The organism is Actinacidiphila glaucinigra (genome assembly GCF_900188405.1).
GTDB lineage: Bacteria > Actinomycetota > Actinomycetes > Streptomycetales > Streptomycetaceae > Actinacidiphila > Actinacidiphila glaucinigra.
In genome coordinates this window covers 146,768-171,020 of record NZ_FZOF01000002.1, presented here as the reverse complement: position 1 = coordinate 171,020, position 24,253 = coordinate 146,768, and the positions used below count along the sequence as shown (strand labels likewise).

The 24,253-nt window shown below is 72.1% G+C and carries 23 protein-coding genes and 1 tRNA gene; 11 read left to right on the top strand and 13 right to left on the bottom strand.

The genetic code is table 11. The annotated features are described in order from the left end of the window. Nucleotides 1–54: 54 nt before the first annotated feature. Both CHF15_RS04690 and CHF15_RS04685 read left to right on the top strand, forming a co-directional pair. Complete coding sequence (locus CHF15_RS04690) at nucleotides 55–963, top strand: 4-(cytidine 5'-diphospho)-2-C-methyl-D-erythritol kinase (RefSeq protein ID WP_089222327.1); 909 nt, start codon at nucleotides 55–57, stop codon at nucleotides 961–963. 82 nt (nucleotides 964–1,045) lie between these two features. Further along, nucleotides 1,046–2,353, top strand: a complete 1,308-nt coding sequence (locus tag CHF15_RS04685; protein WP_089222326.1) for an acyltransferase family protein — start codon at nucleotides 1,046–1,048, stop codon at nucleotides 2,351–2,353. 8 nt (nucleotides 2,354–2,361) lie between these two features. Here the strand turns inward: CHF15_RS04685 and CHF15_RS04680 are convergent, their stop codons facing one another. After that, nucleotides 2,362–2,613: a type II toxin-antitoxin system RelE family toxin gene (locus CHF15_RS04680; protein ID WP_220093272.1), complete on the bottom strand. Its 252-nt coding sequence runs from the start codon at nucleotides 2,611–2,613 to the stop codon at nucleotides 2,362–2,364. Then, nucleotides 2,610–2,885, bottom strand: coding sequence for a type II toxin-antitoxin system Phd/YefM family antitoxin (locus CHF15_RS04675; protein WP_089222325.1), 276 nt, complete (start codon nucleotides 2,883–2,885; stop codon nucleotides 2,610–2,612). Before CHF15_RS04675 ends, CHF15_RS04680 begins: the two co-directional genes overlap by 4 nt. 157 nt (nucleotides 2,886–3,042) lie before the next feature. Between CHF15_RS04675 and CHF15_RS04670 the strand changes: the two genes are divergently transcribed. The 3 genes from CHF15_RS04670 to CHF15_RS04660 all read left to right on the top strand — a co-directional run bounded on the left by CHF15_RS04670 (nucleotide 3,043) and on the right by CHF15_RS04660 (nucleotide 7,659). Continuing rightward, entirely contained in the window at nucleotides 3,043–4,833 is a 1,791-nt protein-coding gene (locus CHF15_RS04670; RefSeq protein ID WP_089222324.1) for an ABC-F family ATP-binding cassette domain-containing protein, read from the top strand. Between the two features lie 230 nt (nucleotides 4,834–5,063). Then, nucleotides 5,064–6,650, top strand: a complete 1,587-nt coding sequence (locus tag CHF15_RS04665; RefSeq protein WP_089222323.1) for an outer membrane protein assembly factor BamB family protein — start codon at nucleotides 5,064–5,066, stop codon at nucleotides 6,648–6,650. Nucleotides 6,651–6,924: 274 nt separating this feature from the next. Continuing rightward, nucleotides 6,925–7,659: a helix-turn-helix transcriptional regulator gene (locus CHF15_RS04660; protein ID WP_089222322.1), complete on the top strand. Its 735-nt coding sequence runs from the start codon at nucleotides 6,925–6,927 to the stop codon at nucleotides 7,657–7,659. Here the strand turns inward: CHF15_RS04660 and CHF15_RS04655 are convergent. Together CHF15_RS04655 and CHF15_RS04650 are read right to left on the bottom strand one after the other, a co-directional pair. Then, on the bottom strand, nucleotides 7,580–7,915 hold the full coding sequence (locus CHF15_RS04655; RefSeq protein WP_089222321.1) for a hypothetical protein: 336 nt from the start codon (nucleotides 7,913–7,915) through the stop codon (nucleotides 7,580–7,582). The two genes, CHF15_RS04660 and CHF15_RS04655, sit on opposite strands and share 80 nt — an antisense overlap. A 9-nt stretch (nucleotides 7,916–7,924) precedes the next feature. After that, nucleotides 7,925–9,595, bottom strand: a complete 1,671-nt coding sequence (locus CHF15_RS04650) for a sodium:solute symporter family protein (RefSeq protein WP_089222320.1) — start codon at nucleotides 9,593–9,595, stop codon at nucleotides 7,925–7,927. A gap of 101 nt (nucleotides 9,596–9,696) precedes the next feature. On the opposite strand from CHF15_RS04650, the gene galT reads away from it, so the two are divergent. The 4 genes from galT to CHF15_RS04630 all read left to right on the top strand — a co-directional run bounded on the left by galT (nucleotide 9,697) and on the right by CHF15_RS04630 (nucleotide 14,769). Next, entirely contained in the window at nucleotides 9,697–10,770 is a 1,074-nt protein-coding gene (gene galT, locus CHF15_RS04645) for a galactose-1-phosphate uridylyltransferase (protein ID WP_089222319.1), read from the top strand. 124 nt (nucleotides 10,771–10,894) lie between these two features. Beyond that, nucleotides 10,895–11,884, top strand: coding sequence for a UDP-glucose 4-epimerase GalE (galE, locus tag CHF15_RS04640; protein ID WP_089222318.1), 990 nt, complete (start codon nucleotides 10,895–10,897; stop codon nucleotides 11,882–11,884). After that, on the top strand, nucleotides 11,881–13,026 hold the full coding sequence (gene galK, locus CHF15_RS04635; protein WP_089222317.1) for a galactokinase: 1,146 nt from the start codon (nucleotides 11,881–11,883) through the stop codon (nucleotides 13,024–13,026). Before galE ends, galK begins: the two co-directional genes overlap by 4 nt. Before the next feature lie 945 nt (nucleotides 13,027–13,971). Further along, a complete protein-coding gene (locus tag CHF15_RS04630) occupies nucleotides 13,972–14,769 on the top strand; it encodes a response regulator transcription factor (protein WP_089222316.1) in 798 nt (265 codons plus the stop codon). Between the two features lie 75 nt (nucleotides 14,770–14,844). Here CHF15_RS04630 and CHF15_RS44315 read toward each other — a convergent pair whose 3' ends face one another. Beyond that, complete coding sequence (locus tag CHF15_RS44315; protein ID WP_143681519.1) at nucleotides 14,845–16,266, bottom strand: SH3 domain-containing protein; 1,422 nt, start codon at nucleotides 16,264–16,266, stop codon at nucleotides 14,845–14,847. A 242-nt stretch (nucleotides 16,267–16,508) separates the two neighbouring features. Continuing rightward, nucleotides 16,509–17,006 carry a MarR family winged helix-turn-helix transcriptional regulator gene (locus tag CHF15_RS04615; RefSeq protein WP_089222314.1) on the bottom strand — a complete coding sequence of 166 codons (498 nt, stop codon included), beginning with the start codon at nucleotides 17,004–17,006 and terminating at the stop codon, nucleotides 16,509–16,511. Nucleotides 17,007–17,127: 121 nt separating this feature from the next. Between CHF15_RS04615 and CHF15_RS04610 the strand changes: the two genes are divergently transcribed. Next, nucleotides 17,128–17,949, top strand: coding sequence for a trans-aconitate 2-methyltransferase (locus CHF15_RS04610; RefSeq protein WP_089222313.1), 822 nt, complete (start codon nucleotides 17,128–17,130; stop codon nucleotides 17,947–17,949). Nucleotides 17,950–17,954: 5 nt separating this feature from the next. Then, nucleotides 17,955–18,323 carry a VOC family protein gene (locus CHF15_RS04605; RefSeq protein ID WP_089222686.1) on the top strand — a complete coding sequence of 123 codons (369 nt, stop codon included), beginning with the start codon at nucleotides 17,955–17,957 and terminating at the stop codon, nucleotides 18,321–18,323. A gap of 66 nt (nucleotides 18,324–18,389) precedes the next feature. On the opposite strand, the gene CHF15_RS04600 is transcribed toward CHF15_RS04605, so the two are convergent. The 7 genes from CHF15_RS04600 to CHF15_RS04570 all read right to left on the bottom strand — a co-directional run bounded on the left by CHF15_RS04600 (nucleotide 18,390) and on the right by CHF15_RS04570 (nucleotide 24,033). Next, entirely contained in the window at nucleotides 18,390–19,124 is a 735-nt protein-coding gene (locus CHF15_RS04600) for a hypothetical protein (protein ID WP_089222312.1), read from the bottom strand. A gap of 155 nt (nucleotides 19,125–19,279) precedes the next feature. Next, the gene (locus tag CHF15_RS04595) at nucleotides 19,280–19,774 is read right to left on the bottom strand and encodes a hypothetical protein (protein WP_089222311.1); all 495 of its coding nucleotides are present in this window, start codon (nucleotides 19,772–19,774) and stop codon (nucleotides 19,280–19,282) included. Between the two features lie 48 nt (nucleotides 19,775–19,822). Then, entirely contained in the window at nucleotides 19,823–20,425 is a 603-nt protein-coding gene (gene pth, locus CHF15_RS04590; RefSeq protein WP_018559813.1) for an aminoacyl-tRNA hydrolase, read from the bottom strand. A 67-nt stretch (nucleotides 20,426–20,492) separates the two neighbouring features. Continuing rightward, the gene (locus CHF15_RS04585; RefSeq protein ID WP_089222685.1) at nucleotides 20,493–21,101 is read right to left on the bottom strand and encodes a 50S ribosomal protein L25/general stress protein Ctc; all 609 of its coding nucleotides are present in this window, start codon (nucleotides 21,099–21,101) and stop codon (nucleotides 20,493–20,495) included. 196 nt (nucleotides 21,102–21,297) lie between these two features. Next, on the bottom strand, nucleotides 21,298–22,275 hold the full coding sequence (locus tag CHF15_RS04580) for a ribose-phosphate diphosphokinase (RefSeq protein WP_089222310.1): 978 nt from the start codon (nucleotides 22,273–22,275) through the stop codon (nucleotides 21,298–21,300). A 140-nt stretch (nucleotides 22,276–22,415) separates the two neighbouring features. Further along, complete coding sequence (gene glmU, locus CHF15_RS04575; RefSeq protein ID WP_089222309.1) at nucleotides 22,416–23,855, bottom strand: bifunctional UDP-N-acetylglucosamine diphosphorylase/glucosamine-1-phosphate N-acetyltransferase GlmU; 1,440 nt, start codon at nucleotides 23,853–23,855, stop codon at nucleotides 22,416–22,418. Between the two features lie 107 nt (nucleotides 23,856–23,962). After that, nucleotides 23,963–24,033 (bottom strand) — tRNA-Gln (locus CHF15_RS04570). Between the last annotated feature and the right edge of the window lie 220 nt (nucleotides 24,034–24,253).

Below are 24,253 nucleotides of genomic sequence, written 5' to 3'. Positions count from 1 at the left end.
CCCCCGAACGTATCCGCGCGCCGCACGACCCCCGCACCGAGGAGAACCGCGCCAGTGACCCGCCGCCCCGCGTCCGTGACCGTCCGGGTCCCCGCCAAGGTCAACGTCCAGCTCGCGGTGGGCGGACCCCGCCCCGACGGCTTCCACGACCTGGCGAACGTCTTCCTCGCCGTCGGCCTGTACGACGAGGTCACCGTCGTCCCCGCCGAGGAACTGCGGATCACGGTCGCCGGCCCGGACGCCGGCCAGGTCCCGGCGGACGCGAGCAACCTCGCCGCCCGCGCCGCGGTCGCGCTCGCCGCGCGGCACGGCCTGGAGCCGCGCGTCCACATCCACATCGTCAAGGACATCCCCGTCGCGGGCGGCATGGCCGGCGGAAGCGCGGACGCGGCGGGCGCCCTCGTCGCCTGCGACGCGCTGTGGGGCACCGGCGCGAGCCGCGAGGAACTGCTCGCGATCTGCGCCGAGCTCGGCAGCGACGTCCCGTTCAGCCTGGTGGGCGGCGCCGCCCTCGGCCGGGGCCGCGGAGAGCTGCTGGAGCCGCTGGAGACCGGCGGCACCTTCCACTGGGTCTTCGCCGTCGCCGACGGCGGCCTGTCCACCCCCGAGGTCTACCGCGAGTGCGACCGGCTGCGCGGCGACGCGGCGGTGCCGGAGCCGGAGGCCTCCCCGGCCCTGATCGAGGCGCTGCGCACCGGTGACGCCGTCGCCCTCGCCGCCTCCCTGGCGAACGACCTGCAGCCCGCCGCGCTGTCCCTGCGGCCCTCGCTGGCCGCGACCCTCGCCGCGGGCGCCGAGGCCGGCGCCCTGGCCGCCCTGGTCTCCGGCTCCGGGCCCACCACCGCCTTCCTCGCCAAGGACGCCGAGTCCGCGCACGCCGTCGCCGGCGTCCTCGCCGCCTCCGGCACCTGCCGCACGGTCCGGGTCACCACCGGCCCCGCGCAGGGCGCGACGCTGGTCTGAGTAGCCGTACTCACCCGATTCCGGGGCGAGTTGAGTAGAGCGGGCCTGACGGAGCGGCGCCCCGGCGCGGGATCGTGCCGCCATGGGGATGACAGCCGGAGAGGCGGCCGCGGCCACACCCGCGGGCCGGGACCGTTACGTGGACTTCCTGCGGGTGGCGTCGCTGGCCACCGTCGTGCTGGGGCACTGGCTGATGGCGGCGGTGACCACCGGGCCCGGCGGGGGCGTCGAGATCGGCAACCTGCTGGCGGTGCGCCCGGCGCTGCAACCGCTGACCTGGGCACTGCAGGTCATGCCGGTGTTCTTCTTCGTCGGCGGCTTCTCGCACGCGCTCTCGTACCGCTCGGTGGCGCGCTCCGGCGGCGGGTACGCGGACTTCCTGCGGGCCCGGCTGCGCCGGCTGCTGCGGCCGACGATGCTGTTCGTCGCGGTGTGGGGCGCGGGAGCGCTGCTGCTGCCGGTGCCGGACGTGGCGGCGCGGCTGGTGGCGCAGCCGCTGTGGTTCATCGGGATCTACCTCGGCATGGTGGCCTTCACCCCGCCGCTGCTGCGGCTGCACGAGCGGTACGGCTGGGGCGCCTTCGCCGCGCTGTCGGCCGGCGCGGTCGTGGTGGACGTGCTGCGCTTCGCCCTCGACGTGCCCTACGTACCGTTCCTGAACTTCGCCTTCGTCTGGCTCGCGGTGCACCAGCTGGGCTTCCTGCGCGCGGACGGCCGGCTCCGGCTCCCCGCGGCCCTGGCCGCCTGCGGGCTGGCCGGGGCGGTCGCGCTGGTCGCCCTCGGGCCGTACCCGCTGTCCATGGTGGGCATGCCCGGCGAGCGGATCTCCAACATGGCGCCGCCCACGCTCGCCCTGCTCTGCCACGGCGTGTGGCTCGTCGGCGCCGTCGAACTGCTGCGCCGCCCCGCCGCGCGACTGCTGCGCCGACCGCGGGTGTGGCGCGGAGTGGTCGCCGCGAACGGCATCGCGATGACCGCCTTCCTCTGGCACCTTACGGCCATGCTCGCCGTGTACGGCGCGCTGATCTCGCTGGGCGGCACGCTGCCCGCCCCGGCAGGCGCCGCCTGGTGGGCCCAGGTGCCGCTGCGCGTGGCGGCCGCGACCGCCCTCACCGCGGCCCTGGTCGCCGTCTTCCGCCGCGCCGAACGCCCACCGGCCCCCACCGCCCCGGCCGTCCGGCGGGAGACGTCCCTGTCGGGCCCCGGCGCGGCACTCGGCGTCGCGCTCGCGCTCCTCGGCGTCCTCGGCCTGTCCGCCGTCGGTTTCGGCGGCCTTCTCGACGGCCACTCGGCCACCTTGATCGCCGTCCGTGTCACGGCCCCGGCCGCCGTCCTGATGGCCGCCATCGGCTGGGCCCTGGTCGAACGCGCGGGCCGCGGCAGGGCCTGAGCCGGGCTTCAGCCCACCCGGCCGACCTTGAGGACCAGCACGGTGACCGTCCCGGCGTCAGGCCGGTACAGGACACGCCAGTCGCCCACGGACAGCCGCGAGTACCCCGAACCTCCCAGGGCGCGCGCTGCCGGCGGACGCGGTTCCCGGGCCAGGTCCCGGACGGCAGCCGCGCACGCCTTCGCACCCACCGGATCGAGGAGGCGCAGGCGGCGGAACTCGTCCATGGCCTGGTGCTGCCAGACGACGGTGTGTGTCACGAGGCCTCGGCCTGACGGTCTTCGTCCTCCAGCCGGGCCATGAACTCGTCATGCGTCATCGCGGGACCGGTGGGGGCCGATTCGCGGGCCGCCGACTCGGCCGCGTCCGCCGCGTCGCGCAGACGCTGTAGTTCCTCGAGTTCGCCTATCGGGATGAGCGCGGCGGCGGGTTTGCCGTACTCGCTGATCAGGATGTGTTCATGCCCGTGCCGGACCCGGCCGACGAGCTGCCCGAGCTGGTTGCGCGCTTCCACGAGCGGATACGTATCCATGAGGGAAATGTACAGACCTGCGGCTGTGTACGGTTGGCGATTCGCCGGAGACGGGCGGGCCCACCCGCACGGGTGCCCGCGCGGGGGCGGCCGGGCCCGAGGGGTGCGAGCGCCGCACTACCCTGGGAGGTCGTTCGTTCGTAGTGACAGGAGTCCCATGGCCGTCAACCTGGTCAACGTCGAGTCCGTCAGCAAGGTGTACGGAACGCGCACCCTGCTGGACGGGATCTCGCTCGGCGTATCGGAGGGCGACCGCATCGGTGTCGTCGGCCGCAACGGCGACGGGAAGACGACCCTGATCCGCATGCTGGCGAAGCAGGAGGGGCCGGACACCGGGCGGGTGACGCACACCTCGGACCTGCGGCTGGGCGTGCTGACGCAGTACGACAGCCTGGACGCGCAGGCCACCATCCGGCACGAGGTGGTCGGCGACCGCCCGGACCACGAGTGGGCCGGCGACGCCAGGATCCGGGACGTGCTCACCGGGCTCTTCGGCGGGCTGGACCTGCCCGGCTTCCCGCAGGGGCTGGACACGGTGATCGGACCGCTGTCCGGCGGCGAGCGCCGGCGGATCGCGCTGGCGAAGCTGCTCATCGCCGAGCAGGAGCTGCTCGTGCTCGACGAGCCCACCAACCACCTCGACGTCGAGGGCATCGCCTGGCTGGCGAGCCACCTGCAGACCCGCCGCTCGGCCCTGGTGTGCGTGACCCACGACCGCTGGTTCCTGGACCAGGTCTGCACCCGCATGTGGGACGTGCAGCGCGGTGACGTCCACGAGTACGAGGGCGGCTACAGCGACTACGTCTTCGCCCGCGCCGAGCGTGAGCGGATCGCCGCGACCGAGGAGGTCAAGCGGCAGAACCTGATGCGCAAGGAGCTGGCCTGGCTGCGCCGCGGCGCCCCCGCCCGCACCAGCAAGCCGCGCTTCCGCATCGAGGCGGCCAACGAGCTGATCGCCGACGTGCCGCCGCCGCGCGACAACGCCGAGCTGATGAAGTTCGCGACGACCCGGCTGGGCAGGACCGTCTTCGACCTGGAGAACGTGACCGTCCAGGCCGGGCCCAAGGTGCTGCTGAAGCACCTGACCTGGCAGCTGGGCCCGGGCGACCGGATCGGCCTGGTCGGCGTCAACGGCGCGGGCAAGACGTCCCTGCTGCGGGCGCTCGCGGACGCCGCCGTCAGCGAGGGCGAGAAGCAGCCCGCGGCGGGCAAGGTGGTGGTCGGCAGGACCGTGCGGCTGGCCTACCTGTCGCAGGAGGTCGCCGAACTCGACCCGGCGCTGCGGGTGCTGCAGGCGGTGGAGTCGGTGCGCGGCCGGGTCGACCTCGGCAAGGGCCGGGAGATGACGGCGGGTCAGCTCTGCGAGAAGTTCGGGTTCACCAAGGAGAAGCAGTGGACCCCGGTCGGCGACCTGTCCGGTGGCGAGCGGCGCCGGCTGCAGCTGCTGCGGCTGCTGATGGACGAGCCCAACGTGCTCTTCCTCGACGAGCCCACCAACGACCTGGACATCGAGACCCTGACCCAGCTGGAGGACCTGCTCGACGGCTGGCCCGGCTCGATGGTGGTCATCTCCCACGACCGCTACTTCCTGGAGCGCACCACCGACCGGGTCTTCGCCCTGCTCGGCGACGCGACGCTGCGCATGCTGCCGCGCGGCATCGACGAGTACCTGGAGCGCCGCCGCGCGGCCGTCGAGGCGGCCGCCCCCGCGCCCGCCCCGGCCAAGCCGAAGGGCGGCGGTGACAGCCGCGCGGCCAAGAAGGAACTGCAGCGCATCGAGCGGCAGCTGGACAAGATCGGCGAGAAGGAGTCGAAGCTGCACACCGCCATCGCCGACAACGCCACCGACTTCGAGAAGGTGGCCGAACTCGACCTGGAACTGCGGTCGCTGGCGGCCGAGCGCGAGGAACTGGAGATGCGCTGGCTGGAACTGGCCGACGAGGTCTGACGTCGTCCCCGGCTCGGAGGCCGGAGAGTCCCGCCCGCGCCCGCACGGGCTGGGCGGATCGGTTCGGGTGGGACTCGCAGCACTGCCGCACTGAAGCCCGGTGCACGGCGAACGGGCCGGGTAGCAGTGCCGTAACGGTCCTTGGGCGCGGGGGCGGAACGGTGCGTCACCGGTGATACAAAGAGTGTCACCGTCCGCCCCGCACACTTGTGCCCGAAAGGTGCCCGCTGATGTCGCAGCCGCCGCCTCCCCCCGGCAACCAGCCCGGATTCGGGCCGCAGCCGCCCCAGTACGGTCATCCGCACCAGCAGCCGAACCCCTACGCCCAGCCGCCGGCGCAGCAGCAGGGCCAGCAGCAGCCGCCCCCGGCGCCGGGCCCGTACGGCCCCAACCCGTACGCCCAGGCGCCGACCCAGCCCCTTCCCGGGTACGGCTGGCAGCAGTACCCGCAGTACCCGCAGTACCCGCAGCACCCGCAGCCGCCCAAGCGGGGCAGCGGCAAGGTGGCCGCGATCGTGGCGGCGGCGATCGCGGCGGTCCTGGTGGTCGGCGCGGGGGTCTTCCTGGTCGCGAACGGCGGCGACGACGAGCCCTCGGCCACCCCGTCGAAGGGCGGCAGCACCCGGCCGGCCGGCAACGGCCCGCTCAAGGCCCGCGCGTTGTGGGACAAGAGGGCGGTGCGGCCGTCCAAGGCCGAGATCACCGCCCCGGTGGCGGAGGCCTGGTTCACCGGCGACGCGGTCGTCAAGACGATGCCGGACGCACTGCGTTCCTTCGACATCGACAGCGGCAGGGAAAACTGGTCGATCCCCCTGTCCGGCGACTCCTGCCCGGGCCCGGAGTCGGCGGCGAACGACCGCCTGGTGCTGCAGTACGGGACGGACTGCGACAGCGTGATCGCCGTCGACATCGCCCAGGGCAGGAAGCTGTGGGCGAAGAAGCTGCCCACCCCGAACGGCCGGACCTCGCACAGCTACTCGCAGATCGCGCTCACGGGCGACACGGCGGCCGTCTCCTGGATCGGCGGTTCGGTCGCGTACAGGATCAGCACCGGTGCGGTGCTGTGGACGCCCAAGGCCGGTTCGGAGTGCACCGACAAGGGCTACCACGGCGGCGCCGCGCTCGTCGCGATCGTCGAGTGCGGCGGCTTCGGCGGTGACGAGTACGTGCAGGGCCTCGGCGAGGGCGGCGCCAAGAAGTGGTCCTGGCAGGTGCCGAACGGCAGTGAGGTGTACAGCGTCATATCGACGGACCCGGTCGTTGTCGGCCTGGCGGCCGGCGGCGCGACGCTGACCGACATCGTGTACCTGGACGGCGGCAAGATGAAGAGCCGCATCTCGCTGGGCGCCGGTGGCGCCGAGGCGACGTACCGGATCCGGTGCGAGGACAACCGGTGCACCAACGTGGCCGTGGACGGCACGACCATCTACCTGCCCACCAAGACCCATTCGGGCAGCGGCACCTCCTACTCGCAGACCAACGAGATCGCCGCGCTCGACCTCGTCACCGGCAAGCCGAAGTGGCTCGCCAGGCCGGACCAGGAGCGCGAGGTCAAAATCGTCGGGATCAGCGGCGGCAAGGTCGTGGCCTACCAGAAGAACACCTACGACAAGCCGGGCCGCCTGCTGCGGCTCGACCCCGCGACCCACACGTTCTCGCTGTTCATGGAACTGCCGGAGAGCGCCAAGGACCTGGAGAACGACTTCCTCGACAGCGACTCGGACTGGTGGCTGTACAAGGACCACTTCTTCCTGACCTCCGACCACATCTCCGCCTCGGCCAACCTGACGGACCGCTCGATCGCCGCCTTCGGCTGACCGGGCCGAAGAGAGACGGTGCGCGGGTCGCGCAAACAAGCACACCCGGTCCCAAGTCGGCCATGTTTGGAGATAATGCGGATTTAGGGAGGCTTCTGCCGAGTAGGGGGCGCAAAGCGTCGAACAAGCGTGTACCTTCCCGGGCATGGCCCGGGCCCGCCGCGGGGGCACAGGCGGTATGCCGGACGGGCTTCGCCACGGCATGTGAAAGGGGACCGGCTTGGACTCGGTGGGCAGGTCCGCACCAGTCCATGGGGGGATGAGGGGGACGCCCATGGGCGTACGGCTCGTCGTCGTCGACGACCATCGTCTGCTGGCCGAGGCGCTCGCCTCGGCGCTGAAGCTGCGCGGGCACCGGGTGCTCGCGGCGGCCGCGCCCGCGTCGGGCGCGGCGGATCTCGTGCTGAGCCGGTCGCCCGAGGTGTGCCTGATCGGCACGGCGGCGCCGGGCGAGCCGGGCGCCTTCGACGCGGTCGTCCGCATCAAGCGGGAGCGGCCGGGGGTGGCGGTGCTGGTCCTCGGGCCGGTTCCCAACCCGCGGGGGATAGCCGCTGCGTTCGCCGCCGGCGCCTCCGGCTACGTCCGGCACGACGAGCGGATCGAGGGTGTCGAGCGGGCGATGGCCAAGGCGCGCGCCGGCGAGGTGGCGGTGGCGCCCGCGCTGCTGCAGGGCGCGTTCGCCGAGTTGCTCAATCCGGTGGCCGAGCCGGACGACGAGGGCACCAGGCTGCTGCAGATGCTCACCCCGCGCGAGGTCGAGGTGCTGCTGCGGGTCGCGGAGGGCGAGGACACCCGGCTGATCGCGGCCGGCATGCGGATCGCCCCGAGTACCGCCCGTACGCATGTGCAGCGGGTGCTGATGAAGCTGGGGGTGGGCTCCCGGCTGGAGGCCGCCGCGCTGGCGGCCCGTACGGGCCTGCTGGACCGGGTCAGCCACCACCTCCCGGGCGGTGCGACGATCCCTGCTCAGGGGTCTCCTGTGCGGCGGGCGGGGGAGGAGGGGGACTGAGCTTCATCCACAGGAGGAAGAGCAGTCCCAGCACCAGCATGCCGATCCCCGTCCAGAGGTTGATGTTGATGCCCTGGGCCTTGGCGATGTCCGCGTCGGAGGCGGTGATCCCGGCGATGGTCACGATCACCCCGTAGACCACGAAGAGGCCGCCGATGACGCGGCGCACGTCGAACAGGCGTGCCGCCGAGGCCGACTCGTGCTCCAGATCCTCGATGCGGTGCTGGAAATCCGGCTCGTTGCCGTACTCGCTCACGACGTCACCTCACAGGGAGAAGGGGATGTAGCACAGCACGGCGAGGAGGACGGCGCCCCAGCCGAGCAGTGCGGGCCTGCGGTACCAGGCGTCGTCGCCCCTGGCGGGCGGTTCGGCCATGCCGGGGGAGGTGGTCCCGTAGACGAGTCCGGCCAGCGACTCGACGGGCTTGGGCTTGGTGAACCACGAGACGAGGACCATCACCACGCCGCCGACGACGAAGGCGGCGATGGCGGAGACGAAGTTGGCGCCCTGGTCGCTGGGGATCGAGATCAGGCCGCCCTTGTAGAACCAGAAGTAGTTGATCATCGCGGCGACCGTGCCGCTCAGCAGTCCCCAGAAGCCGGCCGCGGCGGTGGAGCGCTTCCAGAACATGCCGAGGATGAAGACGCAGAACAGCGGCACGTTGAAGAACGAGAACAGCGTCTGCAGGTAGTTCATGATGTTGCTGAAGGACGAGGCGATGACGGCCGTGCCCATGCCGATCAGCACGCCGATCGCGGTCACCACGCGGCCGGTGGTGACGTAGTACTGGTCGGGCCGGCCGCGCCGTACGTAGGCGCCCCAGATGTCGTACGTGAAGACGGTGTTGAAGGACGACACGTTGGCCGCCATGCCGGCCATGAAGGCGGCGAGCAGGCCGGTGATCGCGATACCGAGGACGCCGTTGGGGAGCAGGTCGCGCATGAGCACCGGGATCGCGTCGTTGTACTGGAGCCCGCTGCCCGGCTTGCCGATGCCCGGCTCCATCACGAGCGCGATCAGCCCCGGCAGGACCACGATCAGCGGGATGAAGATCTTGGGGTACGCGGCGATGAGCGGGGTGCGCTGGGCGGCCGACAGGTTCTTGGCGGACAGGGCGCGCTGCACCTCGGCGAAGTTGGTCGTCCAGTATCCGAAACTGAGGACGAAGCCGAGGCCCAGCACGATGGTCAGCCAGTTCGCCCCCAGCGGGTTGGGCGAGCCGATGCCGGTGCCGTCCCAGGCGGTGAGGAACGCGGCGCCGTGGGAGTCGGTGAGCGAGTCCGTCAGCCCGGACCAGCCGCCGACCCGCTTCAGGCCGACGACGGTGAGCGGGATCAGCGCCGCGAGGATCACGAAGAACTGCAGCACCTCGTTGTAGATGGCCGAGGAGAGCCCGCCGAGGGTGATGTAGAAGAGCACGAAGAAGCCGGAGACGATGATCGCCACCCACTGCGGCCAGCCGATCAGGGCCTCCAGCACGATCGCCATGGCGTAGAGGTTGACGCCCGCGATCAGCAGTGCGGACACCGCGAAGATGATCGAGCTCAGCAGGTGCGAGGCCGGTCCGAAGCGGTGCAGCAGGAACTCCGGCACGGAGCGGACCTTGGAGCCGTAGTAGAACGGCATCATCACCAGGCCGAGGAAGACCATGGCCGGAATGGCGCCGATCCAGTACCAGTGCACCGTGTACGCGCCGTACTGTGCGCCGTTGGCGGCCATCCCCAGGATCTCGGTCGCGCCCAGGTTGGCGGCGATGAACGCCAGACCCGTGACCCAGGCGGGCAGTGACCGGCCCGACAGGAAGAAGTCGAGGCTGGTCCGGACGGCGCGGCGGGCGGCGAAGCCGATGCCGAGGACGACGACGAAGTAGATCGCGAGGATCGAGTAGTCGAGCGCGTTCGTGGGGAGCCGTAGCCCTTCTGCCAGGTTTTGCATGATTCGATCACTCCCCGCAACGGGGTCTCCGTTGACGTTGCTGTTGCGTTGTGGTTCATTGTGTTTGGTTCTGTTTGTTGGCGTGGTGAGGAGCCCGCAGGGTGAAGAAGACATCGACCCGGCTCGCCGACGGGCGCGAGCTGATCTACTACGACCTGCGCGACGGCGAGCCCCGCGACGCGGTCGACCGCCGCCCGCTGGACCCGGTGACCAGCGCCTCGGAGATCCGCCACGACCCGCTGCTCGGTGACTTCGTCGCCATCGCCTCCCACCGACAGACCCGCACCTACCACCCGCCCGCGGACGAGTGCCCGCTCTGCCCGTCCCGGGAGGGGCGGTCGAGTGAGATCCCCGAAGACCACTACGACGTGGCCGTCTTCGAGAACCGCTTTCCCTCGCTCACCGGAAAACATGGCCGTTGCGAGGTCGTCTGCTTCACCGACCGGCACGACAGGTCGTTCGCCGACCTCACCCCCGAGCAGGCGCGGCTGGTGCTCGACGCCTGGACCGACCGCACGGCCGAACTCTCCCGGCTGCCCGGCGTCGAGCAGGTCTACTGCTTCGAGAACCGGGGCGAGGAGATCGGCGTCACCCTCGGCCACCCGCACGGCCAGATCTACGGCTACCCGCACGCCACCCCGCGCACCGAGCTGATGCTGCGTTCGCTGGAGCGGCACCGCGAGGCCACCGGCGGCCGCAACCTCTTCGACGACCTCGTCGCGCGCGAGCGCGAGGACGGCAGCCGGATCGTCCTGGAGGGCGAGCACTGGACGGCGTTCGTGCCCTACTCCGCGCACTGGCCGTACGAGGTGCACCTCTACCCCCGCCGCAGGGTGCCGGACCTGACCGGTCTGGACGAGGCGGCCCGCGCCGAGTTCCCCGGGATCTACCTGGAACTGCTGCGCCGCTTCGACCGGCTCTTCGGTCCCGCGGGCCCCTACCGGCCGGAGGCCGCGGCGGAGCCGCCGACCCCGTACATCTCCGGCTGGCACCAGGCGCCGTTCAGCGGCGCGCAGCGCGAGGAGTTCGCGCTCCACCTGGAGCTGTTCACGATCCGCCGCACCAAGGGCAAGCTCAAGTACCTGGCGGGCTCCGAGTCCGGCATGAGCGTCTTCATCAACGACGTGCCGCCGGAGACCGCCGCGAGCCGCCTGAGGGAGGTCGCCTCGCCGTGAGCGGCGCCCGTGCGACCGTCCCCGTGACCGCTCCCCCGACCGTCGCCGTGCCGCGTTCCCGGCGGACGTTCATCCGGCGCCGCTACCGTGGCCCCGAGTCGAACCCGAGAAAGGCTGTGACCCTGTGAGCGACCCTCGCCCGAAGAAGGTTCTGGTCACCGGAGGCGCCGGCTACGTCGGCAGCGTCGTGGCGGCCCATCTGCTGGAGGCGGGGCACCGGGTCACCGTCCTGGACGACCTGTCCACCGGCTTCCGGGACGGCGTCCCCGAGGGCGCCGACTTCGTCGAGGGACGTGTCCAGGACGCGGCGAAGGTGCTCGACACCACCTACGACGCCGTGCTGCACTTCGCCGCCAGCTCCCAGGTCGGCGAGTCCGTCGTCCACCCCGAGAAGTACTGGCGCAACAACGTCGCCGGCACGCTGGACCTGCTCACCGCCATGCGCGACACCGGGGTGCGGCGGCTGGTCTTCTCCTCCACCGCGGCCACCTACGGCGAGCCGAAGTCCGTCCCGATCACCGAGGACGACCCGGCGCTGCCGACCAACCCGTACGGCGCGTCCAAGCTCGCCGTCGACCACATGATCACCAGCGAGGCCGTCGCCCACGGCCTGGCCGCGGTCTCCCTGCGCTACTTCAACGTCGCGGGCGCCTACGGGGCGTTCGGTGAGCGGCACGACCCCGAGTCGCACCTCATCCCGCTCGTGCTGCAGGTCGCCCAGGGCCGCCGGGAGGCCATCTCGGTCTTCGGCGACGACTACCCGACCCCCGACGGCACCTGCGTACGCGACTACATCCACGTCGCCGACCTGGCCGAGGCGCACCTGCTCGCCGTCGACGCGCCGGCCCCCGGCGAGCACCTGATCTGCAACCTCGGCAACGGCAACGGCTTCTCCGTGCGCGAGGTCGTCGAGACCGTCCGCCGGGTCACCGGTCACCCCGTCCCCGAGGTCGTCGCCCCGCGCCGCGGCGGCGACCCGGCCGTGCTGGTCGCCTCCGCCGAGCGGGCCAAGGAGCGCCTCGGCTGGCGTCCCTCGCGCACCGACCTCGACGACATCGTCCGCGACGCCTGGACCTTCGCGCAGGACCTGCAGAACCGGGAGGGCAGCAAGTGAGCGAGGACGGCTTCCGCGCCACGTACGGCACCGGCCCCGAGGGCGTCTGGGCCGCCCCCGGCCGGGTGAACCTGATCGGCGAGCACACCGACTACAACGACGGCTTCGTGATGCCGTTCGCCCTGCCGCACGCCACCGTCGCCGCGGTCGCCCGCCGCGCCGACGGGCGGCTGCGGCTGCACACCGGCTCCCCGGACGTCCCCGCCGGCGTCGTCGAACTGCACGTCGACGAACTCGAACCCGGCGGCGGTGCCGGCTGGGCCGACTACCCCGCGGGCGTCATCTGGGCACTGCGCGACGCCGGGTACGAGATCACCGGCGCCGACGTCCACTTCGAGAGCACCGTGCCCACCGGCGCCGGGCTGTCCTCCTCGGCCGCCCTGGAGGTCGTCACCGCCGTCGCCCTCAACGACCTCTACGGCCTCGGCCTGGAGCGGTGGCGGATCGCCCGGCTCTGCCAGCGCGCCGAGAACGTCTACGTGGGCGCCCCCACCGGGATCATGGACCAGACCGCCTCGGCGTGCTGCACCGAGGGGCACGCCCTGTGGCTCGACACCCGCGACCTGTCGCAGCGCCAGATCCCCTTCGACCTGGCCTCCCAGGGCCTGCGGCTGCTCGTCGTCGACACCCGGGTCACCCACGCCCACAGCGAGGGTGAGTACGGCAAGCGGCGGGCGGGCTGCGAGCAGGCGGCGGCGCTGCTCGGCGTGGACGCGCTGCGGGACATCCCGTACGAGGGGCTGGGCGACGCCCTCGCCCGCGTCGAGGACCCCGAACTGCGCCCGCTGGTACGGCACGTGGTCACCGAGGACCGCCGGGTCGAGCGCGTCGTGGAACTGCTGGAGACGGGCGACGCCCGCGCCATCGGACCGGTGCTGACCGAGGGCCACGCCTCGCTGCGCGACGACTTCAAGGTCTCGTGCCCGGAACTCGACCTGGTGGTGTCGGCCGGTGTGGAGGCGGGCGCCCTCGGCGCGCGCATGACGGGCGGCGGCTTCGGTGGTTCGGCGATCGTGCTGGTGGAGGAGTCCGCGGCGGAGAAGACCGCCGAGGCGATCGTCGGCGCCTTCGCCACGGCCGGTCACCGCGAGCCGCGGGTCTTCACCGCGGTGCCGTCGGCGGGAGCCCGCCGGCTGGTGTAGGCGCGCTACCGGTCCGACGGGGCGCGGTGCGGTGCTGCTGCCGGTTCTTCGGCTGCCGCGCCGTATCGCGCCCTTCGGGCGCACAGCGGCTGGCTGCGGAGGGGAGGGTGGGGGCCCGGGGCTTGTTTGCGGTGTGCGGGTGGATGCGTGGCGGGCGTTCAGGCGCGGGAGCGGGACTGGTCGTTCGTCTGGTTCCGGTCTCGTTGCCGTCCGCGGGTGCAGGCGGCCGGTGACCACGTCCACCCTCCGTGGGTGGCGCGCCCGCCGTAACCGGCGCCTGCGAGTGCTTCCCCGATCCGACATCGGGCCCTCTTCCGACGGCTGTACTGCTGAAAGCGAGCCCGATCTCCCCCCGACCGCCCGGGGCAGCACCTCGAATCACCCGCAGTCGCGGGTTACGGCGGGCACGCCCTCCACCGGCAGTAGGCGTGGCAACCGGCCGTCTATACCCGCTGACGGCAACGAGACCCCAGGCCACCGGAAAGGCACCCCGCTCCGGCGCCTGAACCCCGGCCATGCACCCACCCGCACACTGCCGACAAGGCGGGCCCCCCACCCTCCCCTCCGCAGCCGGCCGCTGTGCGCCCGAAGGGCGCGAGACGAACCCGCACCCACCCACCGTGCGCGGCGCCGGGCCGAAGCCCCGAGCGCCGCTCTTCGTCCACCGCTGTGGAAAACCGCACCACGGGCCACAGCCCCGCACGCGCCTGGGGAACTCCGTCCCGCAAGTTTTTCCATTCGGGCGCCTTTGTCTGCTCCTGCCCCTACGCTTTTTGGCAGCGCCGGTGGGGGCCGGCGGCATCAGGGGGCGAGACACAAGGGTTCGGCACCTGGTTGGGGACGGCTGCTAGCCCGGCGGCGTGCGGCGTCCGCTCCAGGTGCCGGCCCTCCGTGCACATCGACCTCGTCCGTGGGGGGAAGTGCCGAATGCCGGGAGTGGGGCCCGTGGGACGAATCCGCGTTCTCGTCGTCGACGACCACCGCATTTTCGCCGAATCGCTCGCGGCCGCCCTCGCGGCCGAACCGGACGTCGACGTCTCGGCCGCCGGGAGCGGGGCGGCCGCCCAGCGCTGCCTGGAACGCGCGGCCTCCGACGGCCGCCGCTACGACGTACTGCTGGTCGACGCCGATCTGGGGGCCACCTCCGCCGTGGGGGTCCGGGTGATGGGCGCGCCCAAGGCTGCCCCGCTGGGCCCGGCCGACGGCGGCGCGCAGGCCGGACTCGACGGCATCGCCCTGGTGGAACGCGTGCGTTCCGAACACCCCGCCACCCGGACGGTCGTGCTGGCGGAGCGGGACGACGCGCGCCGCGCGGCCCGGGCCCTGCAGGCCGGCGCCTCCGGCTGGGTCGCCAAGGACTGCTCGCTGTCCCGGTTGCTGGCCGTGATGCGCGGCGTGCTGCGCGACGAGACGCACCTGCCGCCCGCGCTGCTCACCGGTGTGCTGCGGGAGTTGACGGCCGCCCGCCGGCACCGCACGGAGAGCGAGCGGCTGGTGGAGTCGCTCACCCCGCGCGAGCAGGAGGTGCTGCGCTGCATGGTGGCCGGTCTGGGCCGCAAGGCGGTCGCCGAACGGCTGTACCTGTCGCCGCACACGGTCCGCACCCACATGCAGAACGTGCTGGGAAAGCTGGGCGTGCACTCGACGCTGGCCGCCGTGGCGCTGGCCCGGCGGGCCGGGGTGCCCCCGGTCGACGGCGACGGTGGCCGGGTCGGTTCCGCGGCCCCCGTCCAGCACGCCTGACGGCATCGCGCGCGGCGGATCGCCCTCCCCGTTGCCGGGGAGAGCGACCCGCCGGGTCACCGCGGATACCCGCGGTCATTCACCGCCGACGCCGGTTGCCGGCGCCGGGCGGTCACCGCCGACGCCGGTGGTCGGCGCCGAGCGGCTGGTGTCACGGTCGTTGGAACGGTCACGGTGCTGACCGTTCTCCTGACCGCGGTCATTGAGGCCGTCGAACGGGTCGCGGCCGTTGTCGTTCTGGCGGCTGTCACCGGCGTCGTCGAACGGGTCACGTTCGTTGTTGCCGCGGCCGTTGTCGCCCCGGCCGTTACCGCCGTTACCGCCGTGGCCGTTGTCGCCGCGGCCGTTGCCACCGCGGCCGTTATCGCCGCGGCCGTTACCGCCCCGGCCGTTGTCACGGCAGTTGAAGCCACCGTTGAAGCCCGGGACGCCCACGAAGCCGGGGCTGCCGACGAAGCCCGGACCACCGATGCCGCCGACTCCGCCGACGCCACCGATGCCGCCGACGCCACCGGGGCCACCGACGAAGCCGGGACCGCCGACGCCACCGATACCGCCGACGCCACCGGGGCCACCGACGAAGCCGGGACCGCCGACGCCACCGACTCCGCCGACTCCGCCGACGCCACCGATACCGCCGACGCCACCGATGCCGCCGACCCCGCCGACGCCACCGATGCCGCCGACCCCGCCGACGCCACCGCGGCCGCCGCCCGGGCCGTCGCTGCGCTGGGCGAGGGCGACGCTGTCCAGGGGCTCCTCGGTACGGCTGTCCTCGCGGAACGGGTCCTCCACGCCGTTGAAGCGCTGGTCGCCGCGGTTGTGCTCGCGGCCACCGTGCCCGTTGTTGCGGCAGTTGACGCCGCCGATCCCGCCGATGACGCCGGGGACGGCGATCCCGCCGACGCCACCGATGCCGCCGACACCTCCGACACCGCCGACGCCACCGATGCCGCCGACACCGCCGAAGCCGGGACCGCCGACCCCGCCGACCCCGCCGACCCCGCCGACCCCGCCGGCACCCGGGGGGCACCAGGCCGGTGACGGGCCGACGTTGGCGACGAAGCGGGCCGAGGACCAGGCCCAGTAGTTGCCGCTGAGCTGGTACCAGCGCGGGTTGCCGGCGATGGGGCTGCCCACGGACTTGCAGACGATGGCCACCAGGGCGTTGAAGGGGATGACGCCGACGCTGGGGAACTGGACGCCCGGTCCGCCGCGGACGCGCAGACCCGTACGGGCGACGACGCGGCCCTGGAACAGGGCCGCGTGGGGGGAGCGTGCGGACACCACCGCTACTTCACGGGACAGGTCCCGGAGACGCTCGGAAGGGGAAACGAGTTCACTTTGGCCATCCGGTCCAGGAGCGGCAGGCACCCCGGCGGCAGGCCGGCCGTCGGTGGCGAAGGCGGTGCCCATGGTGCCGATGGCGAGGGTGCCGGCCAAGGCGCCGGTCACCGCGGTTGCGGCTATCTTGCTTGCGCGGGTGTGCAGAGTCATCTGCATCTCCAAGGTGGAGCGGGACCCGGCGGGGTCCAGGGAAATGGAAGCCGGACGCGCCCCGACCGCCTTCCACTTGACGTTGTCGGAATGTGGTGCGCCGGCAGCCGCAAAAGTGGCCATTTGAGCCTTTAAGCGGCGATCACGGTCATCACGCTAAGTGCGCCACTATGTGTGTGCAACCGGTGGCGGAGCGTGGCCGTTTGTGATCATTCCCCAACGATTACGCCGGGTGATCGACCTCAGCCGGGGATGTTGTCGAAGGGCGCGGTCAACTGTCGGAGCAGGTTCGCGAGTTCCCCGCGCTGGCGGCCGGACAGCTCTCCGAGGATGGCCCGCTCCTGGGCCAGCAGGCCCGCCAGGGCCTGGTCCGCCCGGTCCCGTCCCTCCGGTGTGAGCCGTACGAGGACGCCGCGCCGGTCCGAGGGGTCGGGAAGCCGCTCCACGAGCCCCTTCTTGGTGAGCCGGTCGATCCGGTTGGTCATCGTCCCGGAGGTGACCAGCGTCTGGGTCAGCAGCTGCCCGGGAGAGAGCTGGTAGGGCGCACCCGCGCGGCGGAGGGAGGTGAGCACGTCGAACTCCCAGGGTTCCAGGCCGTGCTCGGAGAACGCCAGGCGGCGGGCCCGGTCCAGGTGCCTCGCCAGCCTGCTGACCCGGCTGAGCACCTCGAGCGGTTCGACGTCGAGGTCAGGGCGCTCCCTGCGCCACGCAGCGACCAGCCGATCGACCTCGTCCTCCATGGAGATCAGTGTAGTGGTTGTGTCGACATGAAGTCTCTTGACATCAAGAGATTAGCTCTGGAACCTTGTGGGCAAGGTCGGCGGCAGGAAGAGATCCATCTCTCGCCAGGGAGTTCGAAACATGCCCGCAGCAGCCTGGGATCCCCAGCAGTATCTCCGCCACTCCACCCACCGCACCCGCCCCTTCCACGACCTGCTGGCCCGGATACCGGAGCTGCCCGGCGCGAGCCCGCGGATCGCCGACGTCGGCTGCGGCCCCGGCAACGTGACCGCCCTGCTCGCGGAGCGCTGGCCCGCCGCCCGCATCACCGGCCTCGACAGCTCCGCCGAGATGCTGGAGGCCGCCCGAGCGCACGAGGGCCCCACCCCCGGGGGCGGCAGCCTCGACTTCCGCGCCGCCGACGCCGCCCACTGGGTCCCCGACGGCACCTACGACCTGATCGTCTCCAACGCCGCCCTGCAGTGGGTCGAGGGCCACGCCGACCGCTTCCCGCTCTGGGTCGAGCACCTCGCCCCCGGCGGTGTCCTCGCCTTCCAGGTCCCCGGCAACTTCACCTCGCCCAGCCACGCCCTGCTCGGCGACCTCTGCGACTCCCCGGCCTGGCGCGACCGTCTCGGCGACGGCCACGGCCGGCGCTACGTCCACATCCTCCAGCCCCCCGGCTACCTGGAGCGGCTCATCGAGATCCCCGAGGTCGAGGTGGACGTCGACGTCTGGGAGACCACGTACGTGCAGCTCCTGCAGGGCGAGGACGCGGTGCTCGAATGGACCAAGGGGACGGCGCTGCGCCCCGTGCTGACCGCCCTTGAGGACGATCCGGAGGCCGCCAGGGAGTTCCTCGGCCAGTACCGCGACCTGCTGCGCAAGGCGTACCCGGCGGGGCCGCACGGCACCGTCTTCCCCTTCCGGCGGATCTTCGCCGTCGCACGGAAGGCGGGGTGACCCCGGTGATCACCGCACTGGACCATGTCCAGCTCGCCGCCCCGCCCGGCTCCGAGGAGATCCTGCGGGCCTTCTACGCGGGGGTCCTGGGGATGAGCGAGGTGCCCAAGCCGCCGGTTCTCGCCGCCCGGGGCGGCTGCTGGTTCGCCACCGGCGGGGTCCAGCTGCACATCGGCGTCGAAGCGGACTTCCGCCCCGCCCGGAAGGCCCATCCGGGCTTGCGCGTCAGCGGCATCGAGGCCTACGCGGACCGGCTGGAGTCCCGCGGCACCGCGGTCGTCTGGGACGGTGACCTGCCGGGCCACCGCCGCTTCTTCACCGACGACCCGTTCGGCAACCGCCTGGAGTTCCTGGAATCCGTGGACGCCGCGTGACACCCCGGCGGCGCCGGCCCCCCTACTCGCGGGGGGCCGGCGCCGCCGGTCGGTGCCGGCCTCCGGTCAGTGCTGTCCGGCGCCCTTGCGGCGGCGCGTCACCAGCACGGCACCCGCGCCCACCAGCAGCAGCGCGCCGAGGGCGATGCCGCCGACCTGCGCGCCGGTCTCGGCGAGCCCGCCGCTCTCCGAGCCGGAGGAGTCGCCGGAGCCCGTGGCTGCGGAGTCCGTGGCGGACGGGGCCGCGGTGGCGGAGGCCGAGCCGCCCGGCTGCTCACCGGTCCCGGGGGCGGAGGCGGACGGCGACGCGGAGCCGGAGGGGGACTGCGAGGCGGACGGGGACCCGGAGCCGGGCGGCTGCGTCCCCGTGCCGCCGTTCCCGCCGTCGCTGTCCGCGCAGTCGACCCAGAAGACCTTGTGCTTGGCCCGGCCGTGCTCCTCGTCGAAGTTCCAGAAGAGCTTGTAGTGGCCGTCCGGGAGCGCGAGGTCCTCCGTGCGCTCGTGGCCGGAACCGTCGAGCGTCAGCGAGCCGGACTTCACCGTCTCGCCCTTGTCGCCGTCGGTCGGGGACCACCGTTCGATGTGCCAGTCGGCCTTCTGGGCACCGTCGAAGCGGAAGCCGTCGAGGTAGAAGGTGCAGACGTGCGGCTCGTTCCTGTGGAGCTCCTCGCCGGTCTTCGCGTCGTGGATCTTCACATTGCCGTTGTCGCCGGGGGCGTTGTGCGCGAGGGCGGCGGGGGCGAACAGCACGGACGCTGCCAGGGCCACCGTCGCCGCGCACGCCGGAATGAGGGCGCGCATGGGCATACCACCTGAGGGTGTGAAAGACGGAATGCGGGGGGAGGTGGCCAGATTCCACCGGTGCTTCACCCGGCGTCAAGAAAACTCCGGCCCCATTGGTCCCGCGACATCACGACTGCCCCAAAGATCCGGGGTAACGATCGAGCCACGCACCTTCACAGCGTGAGGAAGGCCGCCCCCAGGAGTGCGGCGCCGGCCGCGGCGGCGGTCCAGGCGGTGCGCGGCCAGCGCAGGCCCCCGGCCAGGACCAGGGCGGCGAGCAGGAGGGCGCCGCCCAGCGGGACCCAGGCGTGCAGCACGCCGGCGAGTCCGCTGCGCACCACGTCGTCGGTGCCGGGCTTGACCGCCACCGGTATCCGCTCACCGGCGCGGTGGGTGACCGCCTTGTCGATCGTCACCTTCCCGCGGACGGAGCCGAGGCCCTTGGGCACGAAGGGGCCGGTGCAGGTGTCGGCGCCGCAGGCGGAGACCGTCATCGTGCCCTGCTCGCGGCCCTTGGTGAGCATGACGTGCTGGGCGGTCTTCCACGAGGTCCACACCCCGGCCGCCAGCATCAAGAGGACCAGCGCGCTCAGCAGGACGATGCGGCCGACCAGCAGCAGCCCCCAGGCGCTCTCGGCGGTGCGGCGGGCGAGACTCCGTTTGACCATGCGGGCGATCCTTGGCCATTGCGTGGCACTCGGTCAACCTTTCGATGGTCAACCGTTGTAGGTGCCCTGCGCCCTCTCCAACCCGTCACAGATGAGCGTCTCCACCGCGTCGGCCGCGCGGTCCACGAACCACTCGAGTTCCTTGCGCTCGGCCGAGGAGAAGTCCTTGAGGACAAAGTCCGCGACCTGCATCCGGCCCGGCGGGCGGCCGATGCCGCAGCGCACCCGCAGGTAGTCGGGGCCGAGGGACTTGGTGATCGACTTCAGGCCGTTGTGGCCGTTGTCGCCGCCGCCCTTCTTCAGGCGCAGGGTGGCGTAGTCGATGTCCAACTCGTCGTGCACCGCGACGAGGTTGCCGGGCGGGATCTTGTAGAAGTCGCGCAGCGCCGTCACCGGGCCGCCGGAGAGGTTCATGTACGTCATCGGCTTGGCCAGCACGACGCGGCGGCCGCCGACGCGTCCCTCGACGACCTGGGACCGGCTCTTGTGGGTCTTGAACCGCCCGCCGATCCTTTCGGCGAGCAGATCGGCGACCATGAAGCCGATGTTGTGCCGGTTGCCGGCGTACTCGGGTCCGGGGTTGCCCAGACCGGCCACCAGCCAGGGCCCCTCGGGGGCGCTTTCCGCTGCGCTCATGCTCATGACGTCCATTCAACAGGACCGCCGCCCCGCTCCTCGCGGAGCGGGGCGGCGGCCGGGAACCGCGGTGCTGCCGTGACTACTCGGCAGCGGCCTCGGCGGTCTCGCCCTCGGCGGCCTCGCCCTCGCCCTCGGCGGGAGCCTCGGCCTGGGCGGCGACGACCTGAAGGACGACGGTCTCCCCGTCGACGGCCAGGGTGGTGCCCTTGGGGAGCGGGATGTCCTTGGCGAGGACGGAGGCGCCGGCCTCCAGGCCCTCGACGGAGACGGTCACACCGTCGGGGATGTGGGTCGCCTCGGCCTCGACCGGCAGCGCGTTGAGCACGTGCTCCAGCAGGTTGCCCCCGGGGGCGAGCTCGCCCTCGGTGCTGACCACGATCTCGACGGTGACCTTCTCGCCGCGCTTGACCGCGAGCAGGTCGACGTGCTCCAGGAAGCCCTTCAGCGGGTCGCGCTGCACGGCCTTGGGGATGACCAGCTCGGTGCCGTCACCCTCGATGTCCAGGCTGATCAGGACGTTGGGGGTACGCAGGGCGAGCAGCAGCTCGTGACCCGGCAGGGTGACGTGCTTGGGGTCCTGGCCGTGGCCGTAGATGACGCCGGGGACCAGGTGGGCGCGGCGGACGCGACGGGCGGCGCCCTTGCCGAACTCGCTGCGCAGCTGTGCGGAGATCTTGACCTCGGACACGGTGATCACACTCCTCGTGATGACGACGGGAATTCATTCGGTCGCCCAGCCCACGACGGGCCGTTCCACTTACGAGGAGCGCGTCGATAACGGAGTCTGCCGCGGAAACGCGGACGGCCTCCCTCGCCGAGCAACTCGAAGAGTCTACCCGGCGGGCAGGCCGCCCCGGAAATCGATCAGTACGCGGTGCGCGTGATCAGTGCGCGTCCTCGAAGAGGCTCGTCACGGAGCCGTCCTCGAAGACCTCGCGGACCGCGTTGGCGATCGTCGGCGCGATCGACAGCACCGTGATCTTGTCGAGGTCCAGCTCACCCGGCGTCGGCAGGGTGTCGGTGAAGACGAACTCGCTGACCTTGGAGTTCTTCAGCCGGTCCGCGGCCGGACCGGACAGGACGCCGTGGGTGGCGGTCACGATGACGTCCTCGGCGCCGTTGGCGAACAGGGCGTCCGCCGCGGCGCAGATGGTGCCACCGGTGTCGATCATGTCGTCCACCAGGACGCAGATGCGGCCGCGCACGTCACCGACCACCTCGTGCACGGTGACCTGGTTGGCGACGTCCGGGTCGCGCCGCTTGTGGACGATGGCCAGCGGCGCGCCCAGGCGGTCGCACCAGCGGTCGGCCACGCGCACCCGGCCGGCGTCGGGGGAGACGACGGTCAGCTTCGAGCGGTCGACCTTCGCGCCCACGTAGTCCGCGAGGATCGGCAGCGCGAACAGGTGGTCCACCGGGCCGTCGAAGAAGCCCTGGATCTGGTCGGTGTGCAGGTCGACGGTGAGGATCCGGTCGGCGCCCGCGGTCTTCAGCAGGTCGGCGATCATACGGGCCGAGATCGGCTCGCGGCCGCGATGCTTCTTGTCCTGGCGGGCGTAGCCGTAGAAGGGCACGACCACGGTGATGCGCTTGGCGGAGGCCCGCTTCAGCGCGTCGATCATGATCAACTGCTCCATGATCCACTTGTTGATGGGGGCGGTGTGGCTCTGGATCACGAAGGCGTCCGAGCCGCGCGCCGACTCCTCGAAACGGACGTAGATCTCACCGTTCGCGAAGTCGAAGGCCTTCGTCGGCACAAGGTTGACGCCCAGCTCACGTGCCACCTCCTCCGCGAGCTCGGGGTGTGCGCGGCCGGAGAAGAGCATCAGCTTCTTCTCACCGGTCGTCTTGATCCCGGTCACTGCACCGTCTCCTTGGTGTTCAACGCAGCTTCGCCTTCGGTCAGAGGAGCTGGCGGAATTCTGTGCACCTCACACGGTACGCGCTGGCCGGAGCGACCGCGCACGTGGGGAAGGCCACTGCCCCGCCGCTCCCTCGCCGGTCAGGCCTCCGGCGCGGCCTGGTGGGCCTGTTCGGCGGCGTGGGCGGCGGCGCTGCCGGGCCGCTTCCTGGCCACCCAGCCTTCGATGTTGCGCTGCTGGCCGCGTGCGACGGCGAGCGAACCGGCCGGTACGTCCTTGGTGATCACGGAGCCCGCCGCGGTGTAGGCGCCGTCCCCGACTGTGACGGGCGCCACGAACATGTTGTCGGAGCCGGTGCGGCAGTGCGAGCCGATCGTCGTGTGGTGCTTGGCCTGCCCGTCGTAGTTGACGAAGACGCTGGCGGCGCCGATGTTCGTGTGGTCGCCGATCGTCGCGTCGCCGACGTAGGACAGATGCGGGACCTTGGTGCCCTCGCCGACGGTGGCGTTCTTCATCTCAACGTAGGTGCCGGCCTTCGACTTCGGGCCGAGCCGGGTGCCCGGGCGCAGGTAGGCGTACGGGCCGACCGTGGCGGCCTCGCCGATCTCCGCGTCGACGGCCACGGTGTTGCTCACCGTGGCGCCGGGGCCGACCAGGGTGTCGGTCAGCGTGCAGTTGGGGCCGACCTCGGCGCCCGAGGCGATCCGGGTGGCGCCGTACAGCTGGGTGTTCGGCAGCACCAGGGTGTCGGGCTCGAACTCCACCGTGACGTCCACCCAGGTCGACGCCGGGTCCATGATCGTCGCGCCCTCCAGCATCGCCCGGCGCAGCAGGCGGTCGTTGAGGATGCGGCGGGCCTCGGCGAGCTGCACGCGGTTGTTGATGCCGGCGATCTCGCGGTGGTCCTCGGCGACCGAGGCGCCGACGCGGTGGCCGGCCTCGCGCAGGATGCCGAGGGTGTCGGTGAGGTACTCCTCGCCCTGGGCGTTGTCGGTGGTCACCTTGGCCAGGGCCTCCGCGAGCAGCCGCGCGTCGAAGGCGAACACGCCGGAGTTGATCTCGCGCAGGGCCTGCTGCTCGTCGGTGGCGTCCTTCTGCTCGACGATCGCCAGCACCGAGCCGTCGGCGCCGCGCACGATGCGGCCGTAGCCGGTCGGGTCGGGCACCTCGGCGGTCAGCACGGTGACGGCGTTGCCGTCGGCGGCGTGGGCCTCGACCAGGGCGCGCAGGGTGTCCGGGGTGAGCAGCGGGGTGTCGCCCGCGGTGATCACCACCGTGCCGGTCAGCTCGGGGAGTTCCGCCAGGCCGGCCCGGACCGCGTGGCCGGTGCCGTTCTGTTCGTGCTGCACGGCGGTGCGGACCGCGGCGTCGGCCCCGGCCAAGTGGGCTGTCACCTGCTCACGGGCGTGGCCGACGACGACCAGCAGGTGCTCGGGATCGAGGGCGCGGGCCGCGGCCACGACGTGTCCGACCAGGGACCGGCCACTGATCGCGTGCAGGACTTTGGGGGTTGCCGACTTCATGCGGGTGCCCTCACCCGCGGCGAGAACGATGACGGCAGCCGGGCGGTGGGCGCTCACGGAACGGGCTCCTCGGCGTGGGGTGAAGGTCACCCGAAGGATACCGGGGCGTTTCGGGCGGTGAACGGGGAAGGGTCGCGACGGTTGCCGCGACCCTTCGGTCCGTGCTCCGCTGCCAGGATTCGAACCCGGACTTAAGGGACCAAAACCCTCAGTGCTGCCGTTACACCACAGCGGATGGAAACCCCTCCCGAACAGGACAACCCGTCAGGGTGCCCGTTCGGCCCCCACCACTATGCCGCACCGACCGCCTCCAATGCGACGAGAAAGATCGGCACTTCCCCTCCTCAAACATGGGTACATGTGCCAAGAGCCGTATTCCCGCCGACACGCGCGCTCTGTTCGGCCTTCACTTGGCGCTGCCATACTTACGAAGCCGTAAGTTACGGTGGCGTAGC

Coding starts and splice junctions, on each gene's coding strand:
- CHF15_RS04600 (WP_089222312.1), bottom strand. CDS start 19,124: ATGCGCGCCCTCATTCCGGCGTGCGCGGCGACGGTGGCCCTGGCAGCG.
- CHF15_RS04685 (WP_089222326.1), top strand. CDS start 1,046: ATGGGGATGACAGCCGGAGAGGCGGCCGCGGCCACACCCGCGGGCCGG.
- pth (WP_018559813.1), bottom strand. CDS start 20,425: ATGGACGTCATGAGCATGAGCGCAGCGGAAAGCGCCCCCGAGGGGCCC.
- CHF15_RS04675 (WP_089222325.1), bottom strand. CDS start 2,885: ATGGATACGTATCCGCTCGTGGAAGCGCGCAACCAGCTCGGGCAGCTC.
- CHF15_RS04650 (WP_089222320.1), bottom strand. CDS start 9,595: ATGCAAAACCTGGCAGAAGGGCTACGGCTCCCCACGAACGCGCTCGAC.
- CHF15_RS44315 (WP_143681519.1), bottom strand. CDS start 16,266: ATGACTCTGCACACCCGCGCAAGCAAGATAGCCGCAACCGCGGTGACC.
- CHF15_RS04665 (WP_089222323.1), top strand. CDS start 5,064: ATGTCGCAGCCGCCGCCTCCCCCCGGCAACCAGCCCGGATTCGGGCCG.
- CHF15_RS04610 (WP_089222313.1), top strand. CDS start 17,128: ATGCCCGCAGCAGCCTGGGATCCCCAGCAGTATCTCCGCCACTCCACC.
- CHF15_RS04660 (WP_089222322.1), top strand. CDS start 6,925: ATGGGCGTACGGCTCGTCGTCGTCGACGACCATCGTCTGCTGGCCGAG.
- CHF15_RS04670 (WP_089222324.1), top strand. CDS start 3,043: ATGGCCGTCAACCTGGTCAACGTCGAGTCCGTCAGCAAGGTGTACGGA.
- CHF15_RS04595 (WP_089222311.1), bottom strand. CDS start 19,774: ATGGTCAAACGGAGTCTCGCCCGCCGCACCGCCGAGAGCGCCTGGGGG.
- CHF15_RS04615 (WP_089222314.1), bottom strand. CDS start 17,006: ATGGAGGACGAGGTCGATCGGCTGGTCGCTGCGTGGCGCAGGGAGCGC.